The organism is Brevundimonas sp. EU05-FHT14B11, assembly GCF_058790835.1.
In genome coordinates this window covers 675773-697314 of record NZ_JBYTCY010000002.1, presented here as the reverse complement: position 1 = coordinate 697314, position 21542 = coordinate 675773, and the positions used below count along the sequence as shown (strand labels likewise).

Genomic DNA, 21542 nt, shown 5'->3' with positions numbered 1-21542 from the left:
GCGTTCCTGCTGTCGGGTTGCGGCGCCGTGGCGCGGCTTGAGCCCCTGCCGGTGCGGACGCTCAATGCGCCGCTGTCGTACACCGTCGACCCGCGCATCCGGCCCGGGGATCAGGTCCGGGTCAACGAACTCATCGCCCTGTTCACCCAGCGGCTGGCCTCGCCCCACGCCACCGGAGCCGTGCTCGCCCTGTCCGGAGGCGGGGCCAACGGGGCCTTCGGTGCGGCGTGCTGGTCGGCTGGAGCGAGACGGGAACTCGCCCGCAATTCGATATCGTCACCGGCATCAGCACCGGCGCCCTGGCCGCGCCCTTCGCCTTCCTCGGCTCCGGCTGGGACGACGAGCTGCGCGCGGCCTACACCGATGGCGGCGCCGACGGCCTGCTGAGCCCGCGCGCCCTGGCCGGGCTGACGGGGCCGAGCCTGTTCAGCGCCGCCCCTTTGCGGCGGCTGGTCGACCAGAACGTCACGCCGGAGCTGTTGCGCCAGATCGCCGCCGAGCACGCCAAGGGACGGCGCCTGCTGGTCGTGACCACCAATCTGGACAGCCAGGAATCGATCGTCTGGGACATGGGACAGCTGGCGACCCAGGGAGACGAGCAGGCCCTGGTGCTGTTCCGCGAGGTGCTGATCGCGTCGGCCAGCATCCCGGGCGTGTTTCCGCCGGTGATGATCGCCGGCCTGCAGGGCGACCAGATCGTCGAGGAGATGCACGCCGACGGCGGCATCAACATGCCCTTCCTGGGCGTGCCCGAGACCCTGCTGGTGGGCGCCCAGCGGGTGCCGGGCGCGGATCGGGCGTCGATCTATGTGCTGATCAACGGCCAGACCGGTCGTACGAACCAGGTGGTGCGCGGCCGTCTGTCGGCCATCCTGGCGCGCGCCTACGAGAGCATGAGCAAGGCCAGCACCCGCACCCACCTGGCGGCCAACGCGGCCTTCGCGGCCCGCAATGGTGTGACCTTCCGGGTGGCGTCCATCCCGGCCGACGCGGAGGCCTCCAGCCTGAAATTCGATCACGCCTCGATGACCCGCACCTTCGAACTGGGCCGGTCGCGCGCCGCGGCCGGAGAGGCCTGGGTCACGCCCGCCGCCGAGCTGACCGACGAGCCGCCGCCGGCCCCGGCGGTCACGTCCCCGCCGGGCGGCTAGCCCCTGGCCGCTGCCTCCAGCTTGGCTGGGCCTTGCGGGCCAGGGCGGGCTGCGGCAGACCCGGCTGAAACGCTTGAGGCCAGACCATGATCCCGACGCTCTACGGCATTCCCAACTGCGACACGGTCAAGAAGGCGCGCGTCTGGCTGGACCAGCACGGCGTCGCCTACGCCTTCCACGACTACAAGAAGGCCGGGATTGACCGTGAGACGTTGAGCGGCTGGGTCGAGACGCACGGCTGGGAGATCGTGCTGAACCGCGCCGGTACGACCTTCCGCGCTCTGCCGCCGGAGGACAAGGCGGACCTGACCGCCGACAAGGCCATCGGCCTGATGCTGGCCAATCCGTCGATGATCAAACGCCCGGTGCTGGATGTCGACGGCCGCACGACCGTGGGGTTCAAGCCCGAGATCTATGCGGCCGTATTCGGCTAGACGAGCGTGAGCTGCGCCGGCTCGCCCGTCTGGGCGCTGGAGGCCAGCCAGACGTCGAACAGGCCGGGCTCCAGGGTCGGGCGCAGATCCGCGCCGAGGAATGACAGGTCCGAGGCGGGCAGGGGGATCGAAACCTGCACGCTGCCGCCCGCCGGGACCGTGACCCGCTCGAAGGCCTTGAGCAGGCGCACCGGCTGGGTGATCGAGGCCACGCGGTCGCGGATGTAGAGCTGCACCACTTCCGAGGCGTCATGCCGGCCGCCGTTGGTCAGGGTGACCGAGGCTGTGACCGACCCGTCCCGGGTCACGGACGGCGACGACAGGCTCACCGGCGAATAGCTGACCGGCGAGTAGCTCAGGCCGTGACCGAACGGATAGAGGGCCGCGTGCGGGACCTCGCGGAATTTCGAGGTGAACTCGCGGTCGGTCGGGCGCGACGGGCGGCCGGTCGACTTGTGGGCGTAGTAGAAGGGCGACTGGCCCGAGGCGTAGGGGAAGCTGACCGGCAGGCGGCCGACCGGGGCATGGTCGCCGAACAGCACGTCGGCGACGGCGTGGCCGGTCTCAGAACCCAGGAACCAGGTGACCAGGATCGCCTGCGCGTCGCGGATCGCGCCAGACAGCTCCATGCCGCGCCCGTTGCGCAGCAGGACCACCACCGGCTTGCCCGTGGCGGCGACGGCCTCGGCCAGGGCCAGCTGGGCGGCGGGAATGCCGATGTCGACGCGCGACTTGGATTCCGCCGACATCTCGCTCGACTCGCCGACGGCCAGAAGGATCACATCGGCCTCGGATGCGACGGTGACCGCCGCCTCGATGCCGCCGGGGATCGGGGCCTCGACATCCGAGCCCTTCACCACCGTCAGGGTCGCGTCCTCGCCGAGAGCGGCGCGCACGCCGTCCTCCAGCGACACGGCCAGGCGGGTGTCCTTGAATACCGACCACGGACCGAAGATGTCGGCCTTGTCCGCCCCGAACGGCCCGATCAGGGCGATGCGCTTGCCCGTCTTGGGCAGGGGCAGGACGCCGCCGTCGTTCTTCAGCATGACGATCGACTTGCGCCCGGCCTCACGGGCGAGGGCCAGATGCTCCGGGCTGCCGGTGACGCGGCGCTCGGTGCGCACGTCCGAGCCGCGATAGGGGTCGTCGAACAGGCCCAGGGCGGCCTTGGTCATCAGCACCCGGCGCACGGCCTGGTCGACGCGCTCGATCGGCACGTCGCCAGACTGGACCAGTTCTGGGATGTGTTTGAGGAACAGGCCGCTCTTCATCGACATGTCGACGCCGGCCATCAGGGCCAGGCGCGCTGCGTCGCGACCGTCGGCGGCGTAGCCGTGGGCCACCAGCTCCTGCTCGGAGGTGTAGTCGGAGACCACGAAGCCCGCGAAGCCCCACTCGCCGTGCAGAATGTCGGTCAACAGCCATTTGTTGCCGCTCGTCGGCACGCCGTTCAGGTCGTTGAAGGCGCTCATCACTGACAGGGCGCCCGCATCGAGCGAGGCCTTGAACGGCGGCAGGTAGATGGAGCGCAGCGCCAGCTCGCTCATGTCGGTGGAGTTGTAGTCCATGCCCGCTTCGGCGGCGCCGTAGGCCGCAAAATGCTTGGGCGTGGCCAGCAGCGAGGACCAGGCGGTCAGGTCGTCGCCCTGGAAGCCCTTGGTCCGCGCCACGGCGAACATGTTGTTGAGCAGCACGTCCTCGCCGGCGCCCTCGACGACCCGGCCCCAGCGCTGGTCGCGGGCCACGTCGACCATGGGGGCGTAGGTCTGGTGCACGCCCGCAGCGCCGCCTTCGACCGCCGCGGCGCGGGCGGTGCGCTCGGCCAGGTCCATGTCCCAGCTGGCGGCCTCGCCCAGCGGCACGGGGAAGGTGGTCTTCAGGCCATGGATGATGTCGGCCGCGAACAGCAGGGGGATGCCCAGCCGGCTCTCGCGCACGGCCATGTCCTGCACATAGCGGGTGCTCGCGGCGCCGACGCCGTTGAACAGGGCGCCGATACGGCCCGCGCGGATGTCGGCGGCCGTCTGGGACTGGTCCGTGTCTAGGGCGTCGCCGGGGTTGACCCCCTCCGGCCGCCAGCGGAACGGGTCGTTCATCAGGTTCAGTTGGCCGGCCTTTTCCTCGATCGTCATGCGAGCGATCAGGGCGTCGACACGGGAGAGATTTGCCTGCGCCTGAGCGGCAGCGATACGGGGAGCCATCATCATTCCAGCCATAAGAGCGCCTCCGGCGAGAAGCCATCGACGGGACGGTGCTGAGCCGAGTCGGTGATGCATGTAACCGGTTCCATCAAATTTCGCGCAGGACTTAACGGCCATGCTGGGCCGCGCCTACCCCGAAGTGATCACAACCGGTTGCGGCCGATCAGCCCTCGACGTCGGCGTCAGGACGGTCGTGCCCGTCCGCCCGTTCGGTGATCCAGCGCCCGTTGGTGTCTTCATACTCGATGAAGGCGTCCTCATCCGACACCTTTTGCTCGCGCGACACGGCCACGGCGGCGGCGCGGGCCGAGTCGTGGTCGGGGTAGGTCTCGGAATAGGTGTCCCCAAGTTTGTAGGCCCAGCCTCCGTCGTGTTCGACGATGCGATAGGTGATCTGGACCATGGCGGGACTCCGGGCAGGGGGAGGGATGTCTGACGTCGCGACAGCCAACGCGGCCGTAACGATGCGGTTGCGGGAACGTACGTTGGCGCACGTGGGTCGCCTACCTTGACCGCAGACGCGCCGGTGTCGAGCCTGCGGCTGTGGATGAAGTAATTTTCGGACGTGCGCATCCGCAACGCGGAACGGCGCCGACTACGGAATGAATAGCGCGGAGGACGGCCTTCGCCAGTGGGGATGACGACGATGGAAAACTTCTTCTACCAGTTCTGGTGGCTGCTCTTCCCGATCGGCTTCATGCTGGCGGGGGCGTTCAACAGCCTGCTCGGCTACCGGCGTCAGCGCGACGCGCTGAACCTGCTCAAGACCTATGCCGAAAAGGGGCAGGAGCCGCCGGAGGCGCTGCTGAAGGTGCTGCAGCGTCCGCTGGACGAGGACGGCTGGGACGGCAAATCGCCCGGCAATCGCCAGCCGACCAACTACTGGTCGCTGTTCGGCCTGTTCACGGCCCTGAGCATCGGCTTCTTCGGGGCCTCCTATCTGACCAATATGGATGGCGACAGCGGCGCCTTCACGGTGGTGTCCTTCGTCATGGGCGCGGTGGCGATCTGGGCTCTGATCAGCGCTCTGACCTGTCGCCGGAATCGTTGAGGGGGCGAGCCGGGGGGACATTGAACCGTGCAGCACGCCATGACCGACGCCGAACTGGTGAGCCGCGCGCTCGCCGGTTCGGACGCGGCCTTCTCGCGGCTTGTCGAGCGGCATCAGGCGGCGGTGCGGGCCTTCCTGCGCCGCTTCCTGGGCAGCGGCTGGGCCGAGGCGGACGATGTGGCCCAGGAGGCCTTTGTCGCCGGCTGGGCGTCGTTGCGCAGCCTCAAGGACCCGGCGGGCGTACGATCCTGGCTCTGCGGGATCGCCTGGCGCAAGGCGCAGGACCGGATCCGCAGCGCCCGGCGCGGCGCGGCGCGCGACTCGGGCTGGCTGGAGGCGGTCGAGACGCCGGCGGGCATATCGGCGGAGGAGAAGATGGCCCTCCAGGCCGCCATGGCCGAACTGCCGGCGGACGTGCGCGCCTGCGTGGCCCTGTGTCTGGGCGACGGCTGGTCGCATGGCGAGGCCTCGGAGGCGCTGGGCTTGCCTCTGGGCACGGTGAAGTCCCATGTTGCGCGCGGACGGGCGCGCCTGCTGAAAGCGCTCGGAGGTCCCGATGACGCCTGAACAGAAACTCGCAACCCTGTTCGCCGCCGAGGCTCCACCCCGGCGCGACTATGCGTTCGAGGTCGAGGTGGCGGGGCGGATCGCACGGCGCCGCGCCTGGATGACGGTCGCGGCCCTGTTGCCGTGGGCCGTCGTGACCGGCCTCGTCCTATGGGTCCTGCATCCGTTGCTGGAGACCGTATCGTGGGAACTGGTCCCGCTGATCCAGCCGGTGGCCTTCATCCTCGCCGGCGCCGTGGTCGCCGGGAGCGTCGGCCTGTGGTTGACCGGCGCGCTTCAGCGCACGGTGACGGTCGCCGCCACGCCGAAGTGATCGGACGGATACTCTCCGTTCACCGGCGTATTCCCCAACACTGACCATGCGCCGGGCGCGAAATGCGCCGCCTCGACGAAGATGTGGTCGATCACCCGGTTCGGATGGCCCTTGGCCGGATTGAGGGTCGTCGGGACCACGCCGCGGGGCAGGGCGCTGAAGAAGCGGTCGCCGGTCAGCACGTTCAGCCCGGCGTCCTCCTGCACGGCGTTGAAGTCGCCCATGACGATCAGCGGCGTCCCGTCGTGCGGCAGCCAGCCCAGCAGGTCGCCGATCTGGCGCGCCCGGACTGCCTGGGCGTCTGCCTGCCAGGCCAGATGGGTGTCGACGATGTCGATGGTCTTGCCGTCCAGATCGACCCGCACCCGCAGGGCGGTGCGGTAGTCGTCCAGCGGTTCCAGCTTCCGCGTATCATGCGCCAGCACCGGCAGGCGGCTGAGGATGGCGTTGCCGTAGCGACGCGGGGCGCCTTCCGCGTCGGTGGATACGAAATGCATTTCGTAGCCGCCCAGGGCGTCGGCCAACGTCCGAGCCTGGTTGGGCAGGCCGACGTTGGCGTCCTCCAGCACCTCCTGCAGGGCGATAACGTCAGGGTCGGCGGCGCGGATGGCCTCGATCAGCAGGGGCTGCCGGGCGGCCCAGTCGCCCTGATTGTGCCAGATGTTGAAGGTGACCAGCTTCAGCGGGCGCGATGCGCCGGGGGCGGGCAGGGTGGCGCAGCCCGTGACGGCCGCCGCGGCAGGGACGGCGGCCAGTCCGGCCAGCAGGGTGCGACGGTCGATCATGGCGAATCCTCTCCCTTTTGCGGCCTTGTAACCGGTTTCATGAGCCTTACGAAAGTTTCACCCGAAACTTCGCATCTGTAGGAGCCTCCCGGCGCCTCTTGTTCTCAGAAGGCCGAAACGTCACGCTTCGGTCCACAAGGATTAAAGGGGATATTCGATGGAAGACTTCATTCCGATCTTCGCGATCTTCGCCGTCTTCGGCACGCTGACCGCCATCGTCGTGGGTCCGACCTGGCTCAGGAGCCGTGAGCGTCGCGAGATGCAGGAGACCCTGCGCCACGCGATCGACAAGGGGCAGGACATGCCGGCCGAAGTCATCGAGGCGATGACCAAGGACGTCTCGAAGAACCTGCCGTCGCGCACCAAGGACATTCGCCGCGGCATCATCTGGCTGGCCGTCGGCATCGGCATCGCCGCCTTCGGCGCGATCACTGGAGGCGGCTTCGGCGACGACTGGGACGGCAATAACTTTGATACGGGCATGCTGGGCATCTCCGCCATCCCGATCACCATCGGCCTGGCCTTCATCGCCCTGAGCTTCTTCAACAAGAACAGGGACTGATCCGGCTCGGGACGGGGGAAAACACATGGCCCAAGCCCTGGTCGACCGACATGACGTCGAGCTCGCCGCCCTCGCGGCGGCGGGCGGGCGTCAGGAGTTCGGCGAACTCGTTCGCCGGCACGGCTCCGCCGTCCGCGCCCTGCTGCGCCGGATGGGGGCTCAGCCCTCGCTGGCGGACGACGTGGCGCAGGACGCCTTCATTCAGGCCTTCGAACGCTGTTCGGAGTTTCGCGGCGACGGCACCTTCGCCGCCTGGGTGAAGCGGATCGCGGCGCGCCTCTACCTCAAGCGTGTCGCCAAGGAAGCCCGGTATGTCGCTGAACTTGAAACGGAAGAGACCGTCACTGCGCCCGATCCGGGAGGCCTGATGGACCTCGACGAAGCCCTCAAGACCCTGAGCGAGCCGGAACGGTTGTGCGTCTCCCTGTGCCACGGCGCGGGAATGGCCCATCCGGAGATCGCGACGGCCCTGAATTTGCCACTCGGTACGGTGAAGTCTCATGTCAAACGTGGTCTGGATAAACTCCGCGCGCGGCTCCAACCCGCTCAAACCCTGGGGAGAACACAGCATGTCGGCTGATGAGTTCGATCCCGCGATCGAGCGTCTGTTCGCCCGGACGCCGACGATGCCTGACGCCGCTCTGTTCACGGCCCAGGTGGAACAACGGATGCAGAAGGGCTCGCGCCTGCGGGTCGTCGTCCTGGGCCTGGCCGGCCTGGTCGGCGCCGTGGTGGCCGTTCGCGAAGTGGTCTCGGTCAACGTCAATCTGGGCGAAGGCGGCGGCTCGGCGGCGACCGGCATGCAGGGACTCGAGGCGGTCTCCTTCAACGCCCAGACGGCGATCCAGTCCGGCCTCGACCAGGCCGGCCTCGGCAATCTGGCGTTCGGCTCCATGAGCGGCATGCAGATGTTCTGGATCGCCGCCGGGGCCCTGATCGCCGCGGCCGCCGCGGGCGTGGTTCGTCTGTCGCAGGAAGTGTGACGTGACGGTTCCGCTCGGGGAGCCTATCTAGGGGCTCCCCGAACCGGAGCCTCTCCCATGTCCAGCCAGAAGCAGGAAAACGTCCGCCGCCTCGCCGCGCCGGACATCCGGGCCCGCAAGGGCGGCGAGCCGCTGGTCTGCCTGACCGCATACGACGCCCCGACCGCGGAAATCCTCGACGCCCACTGCGACGTCCTGCTGGTCGGCGACAGCGTCGGCATGGTGGTCCACGGCATGCCCAACACCGTCGGCGTCACGCTGGAGATGATGATCCTGCACGGCCAGGCGGTCATGCGCGGCTCGAAGCGGGCCATGGTCGTCATCGACATGCCGTTCGGCAGCTATGAGGGCGCCAAGGAGCAGGCCTACGAGAACTGCGCCCGCGTCATGAAGGAAACGGGCGCCCAGGGCGTGAAGCTGGAAAGCGGACCCACGGTGGCGGAGACCATCGCCTATCTGGTCCAACGCGGCATTCCGGTGATGGGCCACGTCGGCCTGCGGCCCCAGGCCGTGCTGACCGACGGCGCCTTCAAGGCCAAGGGCAAGACCGAGGAGGAGCGCCTGCGGGTGATCGCCGAGGCCGAGGCCACCGCCGACGCCGGGGCCTTCGCCGTGGTCATCGAGGGCGTGGCCGAAGGGCTGGCCCGCGACATCACCGAAGCCATCGACAAGCCCACCATCGGGATCGGCGCCTCGGCGGCCTGCGACGGTCAGATCCTCGTCGTGCCCGACATGCTTGGCCTGTTCGACTGGACGCCGAAATTCGTCCGCCGCTACGCCGATCTGCGCGGCGAGATCGACCGCGCCGTCGAGGCCTATGCGAAGGACGTCCGGACCCGCCGTTTTCCTGCCGAAGTCGAGACCTACTTCTCGAAAAAGCCGGTTTCGCAGTGAAGGCTGCGTTGCGGGGGCCGTGCTGACCCTCTAGGGTCCGGCCGGATTGAAATTCAACGGCTCTGATCGCCGTTTTCTGGGGGCGATTGTTCCGTGTCTGATGTCTTCGAGCAGGTCGAGGAGGAGCTTCGCTCCGAACGCTACAAGCGTCTCGCCCGCACCTGGCTGCCCGTCGTGGGCGGCGTTCTTCTGGTCGCCCTGATCGCCGCCCTGTCCTGGTGGGGCTGGCAGTCGATGGAAACGTCCAAGGCCGACAAGGCCTCGGTCGCCTATGAGCGCGGCCTCGAAGCCATGCAGGCCAACAACCCGGTCGGCGCCGACGCCGCCTTCGCCCAGGCGGCGAAGGAGGGCAATGGAGCCTACAAGGGCCTGGCCCTGCAGCACCGGGCGGGCATCGCCCTGGACGCCGGCCGCGACGCCGAGGCCCTGACCCTCATGGACGAGGCCGCCAAGGCCTCGCGTGATCCGCTGATCGCCGACGCCGCCGCCTTCAAGGCGCTGCTGCTGGCCATGGACACCGAGACGCTGGAACAGATCCAGGCCCGCGCCAAGGCGCTGACCGGCGAGAAGCGCCCGTTCCGCGCCTTCGCCCAGGAAGCCGAGGCCCTGGCCCTGCTGCAGCACGGCAAGGTCAATGAGGCCAAGGACGCGCTGGCGATCCTGAAGAACGACCTCGACACCCCTCAGGTGGTCAGCCGCCGAGCCCAGCTCGCCCTCGACGCGATCGAATCGGGTGGAGCCGCCAACATCCAGGCGATCGTCCGCCAGATGGCGACCGCCCAGGCCGCCGCGGCCGCCGCCGGTCCCGCCGCCGCCGCTGCTCCGGCCGCGCCGCAGCCTGCAACCCCACAGCCCGCCGCTCCGGCCCGCCCGTGATCCCGGCCTCCAGGACGTTCGCCATGAATCGTGTGCTTAAAGTCGCCCTGCTGTGCGGGCTCGCCCTGACCGTCGCCTCGTGCGGCACCGTGCGTCGTTCGCTGCCGTTCGGCCTCGGCGGCAAGGAGGCCCCCGGCGCCACCGCCACGGAAGGCCAGCGCATCTCGGTGCTGGAGTTCGAGCAACAGCTGGCTCCCTCGGCCGCGCTGTCGGGCCGTGACTTCTTCATCCCGGGTCCGCAGGCCGCGGTCGCCTGGACCCAGCCGGGCGGGTCGGCCGACAATTCGGTCGAACACGTGATCGGCGCCGTCGATTTCACCGTCGCCTGGCGCCGGGGCATCGGCGCGGGTTCTGGACGCACCCGTCAGGTCATGGCGCCGATCGTGGCCGACAGCGGCCGCATCTTCGTCCTGGACGGCGAAGCCACGGTGTCGGCGCTGGACGCCGCCACCGGCGCGGTCGCGTGGAAGGCCAACATCAAGCCTGACGAGCGCGAGGGCCGTCGCGGCTTCTTCGGTATCGGCGGGTCCTCGACCGGCGGCGGTTTCGGCGGCGGCGTCGCCGTGGGCGGCGGCAAGGTCTTTGTCGCCTCGGGCTATCGCACCATCACCGCGCTGGATCAGGCGTCGGGCGCCGTGCTGTGGACCACTCCGGTCGACGTGCCGATCCACGGCGCGCCGACGGTGGCGGGCAACCGCGTCTTCGTCGTCGATGTCGAAAACCAGATGCTGGCGTTTGACGCGGCCACGGGCCACCAGAACTGGGCCTACCGCGGCATCCCCGAGCCGGCCCGCATCATGCGCGCCTCCAGCCCGGCGGTGACCGGCGACACGGTGATCGCGCCCTTCTCCTCGGGCGAAGTCAGCGCCCTGCGCGCCTCTACCGGCCAGTCGCTCTGGACCCAGACCCTGTCGCGCACCAGCCGCACCAGCGCCCTGTCGGAAATCCGCGACATCGCCGGCCGCCCCGTGATCAGCCGCGGCATCGTCTACGCCGTCGCCCACTCCGGCGTGCTGTCGGCCATGGACATCCGCTCGGGTCAGCCGAAGTGGCAACTGCCGATCGCGGGCGTCAATGCGCCACTGCCGGTCGGCGACGTGGTCTATATCGTGTCCAAGACCGGCGAACTGACCGTGGTCAACCGCGACAGCGGCCAGGTCTACTGGACCCGCAACCTCAACGAGGGCCGCGTCCACCAGGAAGGCGGCTTCCTCGGCTTCTGGGATCGGACCGTGACTCCGGCGTGGTCGGGCCCGCTGCTGGCGTCCAACCGCCTGCTGTTGGTCAATTCCGAGGGCGAACTGGTCGCCCTGGATCCGAAGACGGGCCTGCAGACCGCGACGCTCAAGCTCGGCGGCGCCGCCTTCATCGCTCCGGCCGCCTACAACGGCTCGGTCTATGTGCTCACCGACCGGGGCGACGTCGTCAGCATTCGCTGACGGAAACCCCCAAACTGCGTTAGAAGGCCGACATGGCTCTCAAAGTCGCCATCGTCGGCCGCCCCAACGTGGGCAAGTCGACACTATTCAACCGCCTCGTCGGCAAGCGCCTGGCGCTTGTGGACGATCGCCCGGGCGTGACCCGCGACCGCCGCTATGCGGACGGCAACATCGGCGACATGGATCTGACGCTGATCGACACCGCCGGCTATGAGGACGTCACCGACGACAGCCTCGAGGCCCGGATGCGCGAGCAGACGGAAGCGGCCATCGAGGACGCCGAGCTGATCCTGTTCATGATGGACGCCCGTGAGGGCGTGACCTCGCTGGACCGCATCTTCGCCGACCGGCTGCGTAAGGTGCACAAGCCGATCATCCTGCTGGCCAACAAGGCCGAGAGCCGCGAGAGCGGCGGCGGCGTCGGCGAGGCCCACGCCCTGGGCTTCGGCGAACCGGTCGCTATCTCCGCCGAGCACGGCGAGGGCATGGCGGATCTGTTCCAGGCCATTCTGGCCGCTTCGGCCGACATCTTCATCGAAGAGGTCGAGGAGGCCGACAAGCCGATCCGCATCGCCGTGATCGGTCGCCCGAACGCGGGCAAGTCGACGCTGGTGAACCGCCTGCTGGGCGAGGACCGCCTGCTGGTCGGGCCGGAAGCCGGCATCACCCGCGACTCCATCTCGGTCGACTGGGAGTGGGAAGGCCGTCCGATCCGCTTCGTCGACACCGCCGGCATGCGCCGCAAGGCGCGGGTGCAGGAGAAGCTGGAGAAGCTGTCGGTCGCCGACACCATCCGGGCCATCACCTTCGCCGAGGTGGTCATCCTGATGATGGACAAGGACAACGCCTTCGACATCCAGGACCTGCAGCTGGCCGATCTGGTCGAGCGCGAGGGCCGGGCGCTGATCTACGTCGCGTCCAAGTGGGACCTCGAGGAAGAGCCCCAGGCGCGCATGGCCAAGCTGAAGAGCATGGCCGAGGACAAGCTGCCCCAGCTGAAGGGCACGCCGTTCGTCGTTCTGTCGTCCCATTCGGGCCGGGGCGTCGAGCGCCTGATGCCCGCCGTGATCCAGGCCTATGACACCTGGTCGGTGAAGGTGAAGACCAAGGACCTGAACACCTGGCTGTCCATGGCCACCCAGCGGCACCCGCCGCCCGCCGTCGACGGCAAGCGCATCAAGCCCAAATACATCGCCCAGACCAAGGCCCGTCCGCCCACCTTCGTGCTGATGGCCAGCCGCGCCGAGTCGATGCCGGAACAGTACAAGCGCTACCTGGTCAACTCGATCCGCGAGAGCTTCGACCTGCCGGGCACGCCGATCCGCCTGATCGTCAAGTCCAGCGGCGACAACCCCTATGCCGAGGGCGGTTCCAAGTCGGGTCCGGAACGCTACAAGGGCGACGCCAAGACCGCGCCGCGCCGGGTGATCAAGAAGGCCGAGAAGGCCGAGATGCTGTCCAATCTGCCCGGCAAGGCGCTGGAGCAGAAGAAGACCCGCAAGCACCAGCCCAAGGTCGTCTCGGGCGTGAAGGCCAGCTCGTCCAAGAAGGCCGGCTCGTCCATCGCCGTCCAGAAGGGCGCGCGCGGCGGAGCGCGTCAGGTGTCGCGTTCGGGTCGGATCCGGACAGGCCAGAAGCACGCGCCGAAGAAGTAGGCTGGACGGTTTCAAGGCTTGGGATAGGCTGAGCCATCCAACCGGAACCTCCGCCATGAAGCCCGTTGTTTTGATCGCCGCGGGCTTGCTCTGCGTCGGCCTGTCCGCCTGTGATTCAGAAAGCGTGCGGCCGGCCGAGGGGCCGTCTCATGAGTGTGATCGGAGCGGCTCGATGCCGTCGATCAAGGCCTGCGCCGGCGATGATCTGGCCCAGGAAGAAGCCCGCATGCAGCGGTATTTCGCGGCCGCGATGAAGCGGGCGCGGGACAATGACGCGGAGTCGGTCAAGTACGGCCCGAGAACCCGTCAGGTGCACTGGCTGACGAAGTCCCAGCGGGATTGGAAAGCCTATGCTGAAAGCCACTGCGCCGTCTGGCTTCCGGACGGCAGCGGCGGCACGATCGGCGGGCTGTTCTACGCGACGTGTCTGACGGACGCGACGTGGCGACGGACCCGCGACATCTGGGGCGACTATCTGACCTATATGTCTGAAACGACGCCGCCGGTCCTACCCGAACCCGTTCGCCCGATCAGTGAAGACCGAACGGCGGAAGGTTCCGAGGGCGAAACCTCTACCGCCGCCGAACCTCCCAGTCGCGCCAGGAACCCGTCTCTGTAAGATCGGCTGACCACCAGCTCCGCGCCGCTGTCCAGCGTGACCCGCCAGGCGCCGTCGGCCAGCGGCTTCAACTCACGCACCCTCGCAAGATTGACCAGCGTTGAGCGATGGCTGCGGGCGAAGCCGTGCGGGGCCAAACGGGTTTCCAGCGCCTGCAGGGTCTCGCGCAGCAAGCCTTCGCGATCACGCCAGTGGACCACGGCGTAGTTGCCCGCCGAGGCGATCCATTCGATCTCCGGGACCGCCACCGGAACCCGGCCCCGGCCTACCCCGACCATCAGCCGCTCCGACGGCGGGGCGGCGGGATCGGACTGGGCGCGCCGGGCCTCGACCAGGGCCGCCGACAGCGCTTCCATCTCGGCCCGCTGCCGGATCGCCCGGCGCCAGTGCGCCGCCGCCAGGCCAGCCGCGCCGATGGCGGTGTACAGCAGGATGGCGACCGGCAGCCGGTCGATGCTCCGCGCCATGATCTCGGCGACGGACCAGCCCGCGCCGCGCATGGCTCCATCCGCGCCGGTCATCGCCAGGGCCGCCGAGACGACCGCGGGCGGCGCCAGGGCGGTCAGTACGCCCATCGCCCGCCACTCGGCCCCGAACCGCCGCAGCACGGCCCAGACCAGCAGCCCCGTCACGACGTTCGGAGCATACAGCAGTCCCGCCCAGAGCAGCGACGTCGGCAGGTCGGCGCCATGGTCCCGGCGCACGAACCACGCCGCCGACGCCGTGGTCGCCGCATAGCTGTAGGCCGCGAAAAGGCCCAGTCCGACCCCGAACGGGATGCGGCGCAGGCCGCGCATCAGGCGGCTGCCGGCCGGCATCGGCGCTGCAGGACCAACCCGGCGATCCAGATCACGGTCAGGGTCTGGAACAGCAGCGTCGGCCAAAGGGCGCTCCAGGGCGGGGGCAGGAACCTCAGGAAATTTCCCGAGAAGGCGCTCAGCACCGCCGAGTATGCGCCAAGCATCTTCCACAGATGCTCATACCGCCACAACTCGGGACTGAAGGGCCAGTCGGTCGGGCGCAGGAAGCGCCACGCGTCCCAGCCGCCCATGCTGAGCGCCCCATAGACCGAGGCGATGGAGACGGCCGTCGGGCCACTGCTTCGGCCCGTCAGGACCAGGGCCAGAATGATCAGCCCCACGCTCGCCAGCGCCAGGGTCACGATCCAGTCCAGCGCTGTCGCCCGGTCCGTGCGCCGCAGGTCCGGGCGTTTGCGCCCCAGCACCCGCAGGCCGGAGAACAGGGTCAGGGTCGCCGAGGCTGACAGCGCCAACAGATAGGTATTCATCTTCAGAGCGGTCATCGCCCAGGCGCAAACCAGCAGGATCGCCATCAGGACGGCGAAGACTCGCCCCGTCTGACGGTGAAGGCGCGAGCCCTTTCGCGTCAGGATGGGCGCGGCCCCGATCAGGACCGTGCCGAGGCCTGTGGTGATGTGGACGGCGAGGAGGGCGGGATAGACGGACATGCCGTCATCACGGCGGGCGCCGGCCTCGGGTTCAACGGCGGAGGGACGGAATACGGTCCGAAGGGACGAACGGCGGTGTTTGATCTCCCTGCCGTGGATGCGAAGCTGGCCTCCAGATTCGGGGGATCCAGCATGTTCAAGTCCGTCCTCGGCCTGTCGGTCGCCTTCCTTGTCGCCGGCGCGGCTGTCGCCCAGGAGGCCGCGCCCGCGGTCTGCACCGCGCCGACGCTGCCGGCCATCGAGCGCCCGGTCAAGCCGAGCCGCCCGCCCGTGCCGGGCTGCGTCAACGAGGCGCGCGGAACGCATACCTGCCGCAACAACGTCCTGCGCGAGTACGAGGCGGCCATGATCCGCTACCAGGGTCAGTTCTCGACCCACGTGGACCAGATCAACGCCTATTTGCGCCGGCTTGAGACCTACACCCGCGACGCCGTCGACTACGCCGAATGCGAACGCCGCATCGTCATGCCGAGCACGATCATCACGGGCTGAGGGGGATCAGAGCAGCGCCGCCAGGGCGTGGTTTGCGATCAGGGCGTCCGCCAGGCCGTGCGGATTGCGGACGTCATAGTTGGTGGTGGTGACGACGACGACGGCGTTGAGCTCCGGCACGACCACGACCTTGTTGCCTCCGGTCCCCGCCATGGCGAAGGCCTTCAGGGGCCTGCCGGCGACCGTGTAGGTCGGCAGCCAGGTCAGATAGCCGTAGTCGCCGCGCTGGGGATCGACGCTCGCATGCGGAGTGGTCATCGCCTGGGTCCACGCCTCGGGCAGGACCTGGGTCCCGTTCCACCTCCCGCCGTCGAGCAACAGCTGGCCCAGTTTGAGAAGGTCGCGGCTGCGCAGGCCCAGGCCGCCACCGCCCTGCGCCAGGCCCATGGGCGAGAACTGCCATTCCTCGCCCTCGATCTGCAGGGGGGCGAACAGGACGTCATGGGCGAAGGTCTGGAGCGGCCGGCCCGTCGCCGACTGGATCGCGGCCCCCAGCGTCGTCGTGCCGGCCGTGCAGTAGCTGAACGCGCGGCCGTAGGGTGAGTTCTCGGGCTTGGGCGCCCAGGCGGGGAAGCCTCGCACCGGCAGGTCGAAAGCGAATTTCACCCAGTTCTCAATCAGATACATCCGCTCTTCGTTGCCGCGTGAGAACTGATTGTCGTCGTCGCATTCCAGCAAGGAGCTCATGGTCAGCAGGTCTTCGACCGTGATCTGCGCCTTGCGTGGGTCCGGATTATCGAACGGGCCCCAGGACGAGATCAGCGGCATGACCGGCGTGGAGACCGACAGGTCGCCGCGGGCGACCGCCGCGCCCGCCAGCATCGCGGTGACGGTCTTGGTCGCCGATCGCGTGTTGCGCCGGGCCTCCGCGCCGCCGTCATCGAAATAGACCTCATGAATCAGGCGGCCGTTGCGGCTGATCAGGACGCTGGTGATCTGGTGGAAGTCGCCGTTCCGCACCGCCGCATCCATGGCGGTCAGGCCGGCGGCGGAGGCGCGTTCGGCTGCGGGCGGCGCCGTCCTCCAGCCGTCGGTCTGCGCCTCGGCGGGCGAGACGGTCAGCAGCAGGGCCGAGACGGCGAGGATGATGGCGCGCACGAGGAACTCCTTGGGTTGGAGACGCCGCATCCCACGGTCCGGACGGCCTGTCTTGAACAGATCAAACCTGTCCGGAGATCACGGCGCGGAACGCCCCCGGCGTAATGCCGAAGATCCGCGCATACTCGCGGGTCATGTGGCTCTGGTCCGCATAGCCGGCCCCGGCCGCCGCCTCGGCCAGGTCTATGTTGCGGATAAGGCTCTGGGTCGCATGATCGGCGCGGCGGTGGCGGATCGCACGGGTCGGGGAGCATCCCAGATGCCGTCGCCAGCTCCGGGTCAGATGGACCGGATGAACACCGGCCTCGTCGGCGATGGCGCGGATCTCCAGACCCGGCGCGCAGGCCAGGTCTTCGACCATCTCCGCGGCCCTGATGAGCCAGTCCGGCGCGTGGCGAGAGGCGTCCATAGACAGGACGACCGCATCGGCCAGCGTGAGCGAAGCCTGTTCGATGGCCAGTTCATCGCCCGGCGCGCCGCGCATGCTCATGCCGACCAGCCATCGCATCGCTGTTTCGGCGTCGCCGCGAAGCAGGGCGGGGTGGGACAGCCCCGCCGGAAGGTCCGCCGGCGCGCTGACGGACAGAAACAGACCTCCGGCGACATCGAAACAGTCGCGATGCACGACGCCGGGCGGATTGTAGATCGCGCTGCCGGCGCCGAAGAGCGTTCGGACCGGGGCCAGCGGATCGCGCGCGAGACTGCGGTATCCGTCCGCCAGCGGCAGGATGAAATGCGCAGTGTCATGCGAATGTTCAGTCACCGCCTCCGGGGGCAGTGTGGCCACCCGCAGATCGACGCTGAACCCGCCCGCCTGGACCGACCGGTTCAGGTCACCGAGGAATTGCCCGTGCGGGAGAGGGCGCATGCGCGGTCTAGACCAGCGCCGACGCCCCCGGCGCCGCGTTCCATTCCTTGAAGCTGACGGTCAGGGGCGGGGTCAGGTCGCCGCGCGCCAGCTCGACCACCAGCGGGCCGATGGCGGAGGGATGGATGTTCTGTTCCGGATCCTCGCCCGGATAGGCCTGGGCGCGCAGCTGGGTGCGCATCCGGCCCGGATCGACGACGGAGACGCGGATCGGCATGGACTCGATCTCGTCGGCCCAGCATTTCATCAGCGCCTCGGCGCCCGCCTTTGTCGCGGCGTAGGCGCCCCAGAAGGCGCGCGGGGCGGCGGCGACGCTGGTGGTCAGGTGGATCACGCGCCCGGCGTCTGACGCCTTCAGCAGCGGCTCCAGCGAGCGGATCAGGCGATAGACGGCGGTGAAATTGGTCTTCTCGACCTTGGCGAAGCCGCGCGGGTCGGCGTTCGACACCGGCGTCAGGCCCTCGGCGCCCATGGTGGCGGCGGCCTGCACCCAGATGTCCAGTTTGCCGAAACGCTCATACAGGGCGCCGCCCATGCGATCGATGCCGCCGCCGTCCACCAGGTCGAACGGGATCAGGGTCGCGTGCTGCCCGGTGGCCGCATAGATGGCGTCGTCCAGATCCTCCAGCCCGCCCTGGGTGCGGGCGGTGGCGATCACATGCGCCCCGGCCTTGGCCAGAGCCAGCGCGCTCTCATAGCCGATGCCGCGCGAGGCCCCGACGACGAGGGCGATGCGGTCTTTCAGGGGAAGGTCGGTCATGGCGCGCCTGATAGCGCGGCCTTGGGCGGACCGGAAGCGAAACCGGCGTCAGAACCCGGCGGCGGGACGCCACAGGCTGAAGCTGACGCCCTGATCGTCTGACACCACAACGCTGCGGCCGGAGGCGCTGTCCGAAGGGACCGCCGCCTTGCCGCCTAGCTCGGTCACCCGCTTGCATAGGGCGTCCACGTCATCGACGCGGAAATACAGGTGAGCGAAGTCCCGGGCGCGCTCGACCTTGGTGAAGCCGAAGGCCGGCTCGCTGTCGGCGACATGGGCGTAGGTCGGACCTGAGGCGGCCTCGTCGAACCGCCAACCGAACAGGGCGCCGTAGAAGGCTCGGGCCTTCTCGATATCGAGGGTGTCGAGCGTGAAATAGCCGAGCTGGACCATAGGTCCCTAAGCGCTCACCAGCAGGGAAAGTTGCCGCGTGTTGTCCTCGCGGCCGCCTTCCTCGATCTCCCGGTCCAGCAGGCGGGTCGGATAGTCGCCGGTGAAGTAGTGGTCCGTGAACTGCGGGTTGCGGTCGTCGCGCTTCCCGGCCTCCATGGCGCCGTACAGGCCGTCGACCGACAGGAAGCCGAGCGAGTCGACCTCCAGATAGGCCCGCATCTCTTCCAGCGTCTTGTTGGCGGCGATCAGCTGGTCCCGCTCCGGCATGTCGATGCCGTAGAAGTCCGGGTACAGGATCGGCGGCGAGGCCGAGCGCAGATGGACCTCGGTGGCCCCTGCGGCGCGCACGGCGCGCACCAGCTTCACCGAGGTGGTGCCGCGCACGATCGAATCGTCGATCAGCACCACGCGCTTGCCGGCCAGGACCTCGCGGTTGGGGCTGTGCTTCATGCGCACGCCCTTCTGCCGGGCGCCCTGGCTGGGCTGGATGAAGGTGCGGCCCAGATAGTGGCTGCGGATGATGCCCATTTCGTAGGGGATGCCGCTTTCCTGCGCATAGCCCAGGGCGGCCGGGACGCCGGAGTCCGGCACCGGCACGACCACGTCGGCCTCGACCGCATGCTCGCGCGCCAAGCCGCGGCCCATGCGCTTGCGCACCTCATAGACCGACTTGCCGTTCACGACGCTGTCGGGGCGGGCGAAGTAGACGTATTCGAACAGGCAGGGGCGCGCCGCCTTGGTCGGGAAGGGCTTCAGCGAGCGCAGGCCCTCGTGATCGATCACGATGACCTCGCCGTGCTCCACGTCGCGCTCGAAGGTCGCGCCGATGGTGTCCAGCGCGCAGGTCTCGGAGGCCAGCACCCAGGCGTCGCCCAGGCGGCCCAGCACCAGCGGGCGGATGCCCAGGGGGTCGCGCGCGCCGATCATCTTGGAGCGGGTCTGGCAGACCAGGGCGTAGCCGCCCTCGATCCGGCCTATCGCGTCGATGAAGCGGTCGACGATCTTGGCCTTACGGCTGCGGGCGATCAGGTGAAGGATGACCTCGGAGTCCGACGTCGACTGGAAGATCGCGCCTTCCGAGACAAGTTGGCTATGCAGGTATTTGAAATTGGTCAGGTTGCCGTTGTGAGCCACGGCGATGCCGCCCTGATCCAGGTCGGCGAACATCGGCTGGATGTTGCGCAGGAACGAACCGCCGGCGGTGGAGTAGCGCGTGTGGCCCACGGCCGCCGAGCCCGGCATCCGCTCGGCCAGATTGGTCCCGCCGAAGGCCTCGCCGACCAGGCCCATGTGCCGTTCGGTGTAGAAGCGGGCGTCGTGGACGCTGGCGATGCCGCAGGCTTCCTGGCCGCGATGCTGCAGGGCGTGCAGGCCCAGGGCGACGACGGCGGAGGCTTCGTCCTGGTCCGCGCCCCAGACCCCGCAGACCCCGCATTCCAGACGCGGACGGTCGTCGTCGGCGTCGCGATGGTGCTCCCGGTGGACGACCGGGGCGGCGATGGAATGGTCGAGGCGGCTCATCGTGGGGCTCCGATGAAGCAGGGGAACGCTAGCGTTGGGCGGACGGCGGCGAAGTATTGCTTGTTTGGGGCGAGGGCAAGGCTTCATCGTCCGAAAACCCTTTGCTCACGGACGAACTGACTACGGGCGACAACGCGTCAGCGCCGCGTCCGATGCCGGGAAGAATGATCTGGATCAGCCGCGCGGCGCCCGCCGTCGCCGGCCGCAGGGCCGCTTCGCTCAGCCAGCGCGGCGTCTTCTCGCCCGGCATGGCCGCCACGATCACCAGATGGATCGCCCCCAGCAGCACCAGGGCGCGGGCCGAGCCGACGAAGACGCCCAGGAACCGGTCCACGCCGCCCAGTTGCGGATGGGCCTGCGCCCGCTTCGACAGGAAGGATCCGAAGATGCGGATGCCGAAATAGATCAGCAGGAAGGATCCGACGGCGGACAGGATCGTGCCGGCCCAGTCCGGATCGACCAGGCCCCGCCCGATCGGCGCCGTCAGCGGCAGGGCGATCAGGGCGATGAAGGCCGCCAGCACGAAGCTGAGCAGGGTGATGATCTCGCGCGTGGCGCCGCGCACCCAGCCGGCGCCGGCCGAGGCGAGGATGACCAGTATGGCGAAGACGTCGAAACCGGTCATGGGCGCTCGGCAAGAGAGGGGCCAGCATAGCCCCTCCGCGGGATTCGTTCGATGTTTTCCGGCGCGCGCCGCCGTGCGGTCCGCCGGCGCGCTCTCCGGATCAGGCGGCGGGGGCCGCGGCGGGCGGAGCCGGCGCGGGTTCGGTCTCGGCGATGGTCCAGGCGCCGCCGTACATGCTCGGCACGACATGCACCCAGATGCTCCGGTCCGCCCTGCGGATCACATAGGTCGTGGTCGCGTCGTTGTAGATGTCGCCCAGCCCGTCGATCATGCCGACCTTCACATCGTCGGTCAGCGCGTCGGACGCCGAGCTCGGGATCCGGCTTTCGGTGACCTTCACGCCGCCCGCGGCCAGAACTTGGCGCTCGATGCCGCGCTGGAGCTCAAGCTTGGAGAAGGTCTTGCCCTCGTCGGGCCGGATGCCGGCCTGATAGACCTTGCCCTCGACGAATTCGAACGCGGTTCCGGTCCAGAACGGGAAGCGGGCCAGGTCCAGGGTCTTCCCGCCGCCGTCCACGTATCCGGCGGGCAGGGTGATGTAGGGGAAGACGCCCAGCGGCGCGGTCGAAACCGGAATCTTGGTGATGTCGAAAGCCGCGCCTGGGGCGGTGGCGGTCGGTGCGGCGGCCGCGGGAGCCGCGGCCTCGGCGGGCGCGGCGCTCTCGGCCTTGTCCGCGTTCTGGCCGCAACCGGCCAGCAGGATCACCGCCAGGGCGGGGATTGCGAAATGCTTGGATACCATTACGCCAGTCGCTCCATCAGGAAGGGTTGGAACTGATCGCCGGGC

Annotated in this window: 25 protein-coding genes and 1 pseudogene; 14 read left to right on the top strand and 12 right to left on the bottom strand. The window is 69.0% G+C overall.

Translation table 11 applies throughout. The annotated features are described in order from the left end of the window. The first annotated feature begins 227 nt into the window (after positions 1-227). Complete coding sequence (locus tag AC3WRV_RS10935) at positions 228-1151, top strand: patatin-like phospholipase family protein (RefSeq protein ID WP_492313256.1); 924 nt, start codon at positions 228-230, stop codon at positions 1149-1151. An 86-nt stretch (positions 1152-1237) separates the two neighbouring features. Continuing rightward, complete coding sequence (locus AC3WRV_RS10930; protein WP_492313255.1) at positions 1238-1585, top strand: arsenate reductase; 348 nt, start codon at positions 1238-1240, stop codon at positions 1583-1585. Here AC3WRV_RS10930 and AC3WRV_RS10925 read toward each other — a convergent pair. Both AC3WRV_RS10925 and AC3WRV_RS10920 read right to left on the bottom strand, forming a co-directional pair. Further along, entirely contained in the window at positions 1582-3717 is a 2136-nt protein-coding gene (locus tag AC3WRV_RS10925; protein WP_492313254.1) for a glycoside hydrolase family 3 N-terminal domain-containing protein, read from the bottom strand. The genes AC3WRV_RS10930 and AC3WRV_RS10925 overlap by 4 nt on opposite strands. Before the next feature lie 232 nt (positions 3718-3949). Continuing rightward, complete coding sequence (locus AC3WRV_RS10920; RefSeq protein ID WP_291838136.1) at positions 3950-4189, bottom strand: DUF2188 domain-containing protein; 240 nt, start codon at positions 4187-4189, stop codon at positions 3950-3952. 243 nt (positions 4190-4432) lie between these two features. Between AC3WRV_RS10920 and AC3WRV_RS10915 the strand changes: the two genes are divergently transcribed. From AC3WRV_RS10915 to AC3WRV_RS10905, 3 genes are read left to right on the top strand one after another with little or no spacing between them, the layout of a single operon-like run. Further along, on the top strand, positions 4433-4837 hold the full coding sequence (locus AC3WRV_RS10915; RefSeq protein WP_291838139.1) for a hypothetical protein: 405 nt from the start codon (positions 4433-4435) through the stop codon (positions 4835-4837). 39 nt (positions 4838-4876) lie between these two features. Next, positions 4877-5404 carry an RNA polymerase sigma factor gene (locus AC3WRV_RS10910; protein WP_291838158.1) on the top strand — a complete coding sequence of 176 codons (528 nt, stop codon included), beginning with the start codon at positions 4877-4879 and terminating at the stop codon, positions 5402-5404. Next, positions 5394-5717: a hypothetical protein gene (locus AC3WRV_RS10905; protein ID WP_291838142.1), complete on the top strand. Its 324-nt coding sequence runs from the start codon at positions 5394-5396 to the stop codon at positions 5715-5717. Before AC3WRV_RS10910 ends, AC3WRV_RS10905 begins: the two co-directional genes overlap by 11 nt. Here AC3WRV_RS10905 and AC3WRV_RS10900 read toward each other — a convergent pair. After that, positions 5681-6502, bottom strand: coding sequence for an endonuclease/exonuclease/phosphatase family protein (locus AC3WRV_RS10900; RefSeq protein WP_492313253.1), 822 nt, complete (start codon positions 6500-6502; stop codon positions 5681-5683). The genes AC3WRV_RS10905 and AC3WRV_RS10900 overlap by 37 nt on opposite strands. Positions 6503-6659: 157 nt before the next feature. Here AC3WRV_RS10900 and AC3WRV_RS10895 point away from each other — a divergent pair, with 157 nt between their 5' ends. The 8 genes and pseudogenes from AC3WRV_RS10895 to AC3WRV_RS10860 form a co-directional block, all read left to right on the top strand. Beyond that, the gene (locus tag AC3WRV_RS10895) at positions 6660-7064 is read left to right on the top strand and encodes a DUF6249 domain-containing protein (RefSeq protein WP_492313252.1); all 405 of its coding nucleotides are present in this window, start codon (positions 6660-6662) and stop codon (positions 7062-7064) included. Between the two features lie 25 nt (positions 7065-7089). Continuing rightward, complete coding sequence (locus tag AC3WRV_RS10890) at positions 7090-7644, top strand: RNA polymerase sigma factor (RefSeq protein WP_291838149.1); 555 nt, start codon at positions 7090-7092, stop codon at positions 7642-7644. Beyond that, positions 7634-8047, top strand: a complete 414-nt coding sequence (locus tag AC3WRV_RS10885) for a hypothetical protein (protein WP_291838152.1) — start codon at positions 7634-7636, stop codon at positions 8045-8047. Before AC3WRV_RS10890 ends, AC3WRV_RS10885 begins: the two co-directional genes overlap by 11 nt. Positions 8048-8104: 57 nt before the next feature. Then, on the top strand, positions 8105-8941 hold the full coding sequence (gene panB, locus AC3WRV_RS10880; protein WP_291838154.1) for a 3-methyl-2-oxobutanoate hydroxymethyltransferase: 837 nt from the start codon (positions 8105-8107) through the stop codon (positions 8939-8941). Positions 8942-9034: 93 nt separating this feature from the next. Beyond that, positions 9035-9817 (top strand): tetratricopeptide repeat protein, encoded by a 783-nt coding sequence (locus AC3WRV_RS10875; protein ID WP_492313251.1) that lies wholly within the window; start codon positions 9035-9037, stop codon positions 9815-9817. Between the two features lie 23 nt (positions 9818-9840). Continuing rightward, complete coding sequence (locus AC3WRV_RS10870) at positions 9841-11256, top strand: PQQ-like beta-propeller repeat protein (RefSeq protein ID WP_492313250.1); 1416 nt, start codon at positions 9841-9843, stop codon at positions 11254-11256. Positions 11257-11288: 32 nt separating this feature from the next. Further along, positions 11289-12911 (top strand): ribosome biogenesis GTPase Der, encoded by a 1623-nt coding sequence (gene der / locus AC3WRV_RS10865; RefSeq protein WP_492313249.1) that lies wholly within the window; start codon positions 11289-11291, stop codon positions 12909-12911. Positions 12912-12966: 55 nt separating this feature from the next. Then, positions 12967-13359: pseudogene (locus tag AC3WRV_RS10860) on the top strand (lysozyme inhibitor LprI family protein); the annotation flags it as partial. A 32-nt stretch (positions 13360-13391) separates the two neighbouring features. Here AC3WRV_RS10860 and AC3WRV_RS10855 read toward each other — a convergent pair. Together AC3WRV_RS10855 and AC3WRV_RS10850 are read right to left on the bottom strand one after the other, a co-directional pair. Further along, positions 13392-14348 carry a LytR/AlgR family response regulator transcription factor gene (locus AC3WRV_RS10855; RefSeq protein ID WP_492313248.1) on the bottom strand — a complete coding sequence of 319 codons (957 nt, stop codon included), beginning with the start codon at positions 14346-14348 and terminating at the stop codon, positions 13392-13394. After that, complete coding sequence (locus tag AC3WRV_RS10850) at positions 14327-14998, bottom strand: DUF2306 domain-containing protein (protein ID WP_492313247.1); 672 nt, start codon at positions 14996-14998, stop codon at positions 14327-14329. Before AC3WRV_RS10850 ends, AC3WRV_RS10855 begins: the two co-directional genes overlap by 22 nt. 132 nt (positions 14999-15130) lie before the next feature. On the opposite strand from AC3WRV_RS10850, the gene AC3WRV_RS10845 reads away from it, so the two are divergent. Next, entirely contained in the window at positions 15131-15490 is a 360-nt protein-coding gene (locus AC3WRV_RS10845) for a hypothetical protein (RefSeq protein ID WP_492313246.1), read from the top strand. 6 nt (positions 15491-15496) lie between these two features. Here the strand turns inward: AC3WRV_RS10845 and AC3WRV_RS10840 are convergent, their stop codons facing one another. The 7 genes from AC3WRV_RS10840 to AC3WRV_RS10810 form a co-directional block, all read right to left on the bottom strand. After that, positions 15497-16618 carry a serine hydrolase domain-containing protein gene (locus AC3WRV_RS10840; RefSeq protein WP_492313245.1) on the bottom strand — a complete coding sequence of 374 codons (1122 nt, stop codon included), beginning with the start codon at positions 16616-16618 and terminating at the stop codon, positions 15497-15499. A gap of 31 nt (positions 16619-16649) precedes the next feature. Beyond that, positions 16650-17456: an AraC family transcriptional regulator gene (locus AC3WRV_RS10835; protein ID WP_492313244.1), complete on the bottom strand. Its 807-nt coding sequence runs from the start codon at positions 17454-17456 to the stop codon at positions 16650-16652. Between the two features lie 7 nt (positions 17457-17463). After that, positions 17464-18216 carry an SDR family NAD(P)-dependent oxidoreductase gene (locus AC3WRV_RS10830; RefSeq protein WP_492313243.1) on the bottom strand — a complete coding sequence of 251 codons (753 nt, stop codon included), beginning with the start codon at positions 18214-18216 and terminating at the stop codon, positions 17464-17466. Positions 18217-18264: 48 nt separating this feature from the next. Then, positions 18265-18609 carry a VOC family protein gene (locus tag AC3WRV_RS10825; RefSeq protein ID WP_492313242.1) on the bottom strand — a complete coding sequence of 115 codons (345 nt, stop codon included), beginning with the start codon at positions 18607-18609 and terminating at the stop codon, positions 18265-18267. A 6-nt stretch (positions 18610-18615) separates the two neighbouring features. Further along, a complete protein-coding gene (purF, locus tag AC3WRV_RS10820; RefSeq protein WP_291836720.1) occupies positions 18616-20130 on the bottom strand; it encodes an amidophosphoribosyltransferase in 1515 nt (504 codons plus the stop codon). A gap of 28 nt (positions 20131-20158) precedes the next feature. Beyond that, the gene (locus AC3WRV_RS10815; protein ID WP_291836721.1) at positions 20159-20755 is read right to left on the bottom strand and encodes a CvpA family protein; all 597 of its coding nucleotides are present in this window, start codon (positions 20753-20755) and stop codon (positions 20159-20161) included. Between the two features lie 100 nt (positions 20756-20855). Further along, on the bottom strand, positions 20856-21497 hold the full coding sequence (locus tag AC3WRV_RS10810) for a hypothetical protein (protein ID WP_291836722.1): 642 nt from the start codon (positions 21495-21497) through the stop codon (positions 20856-20858). Positions 21498-21542 lie beyond the last annotated feature (45 nt).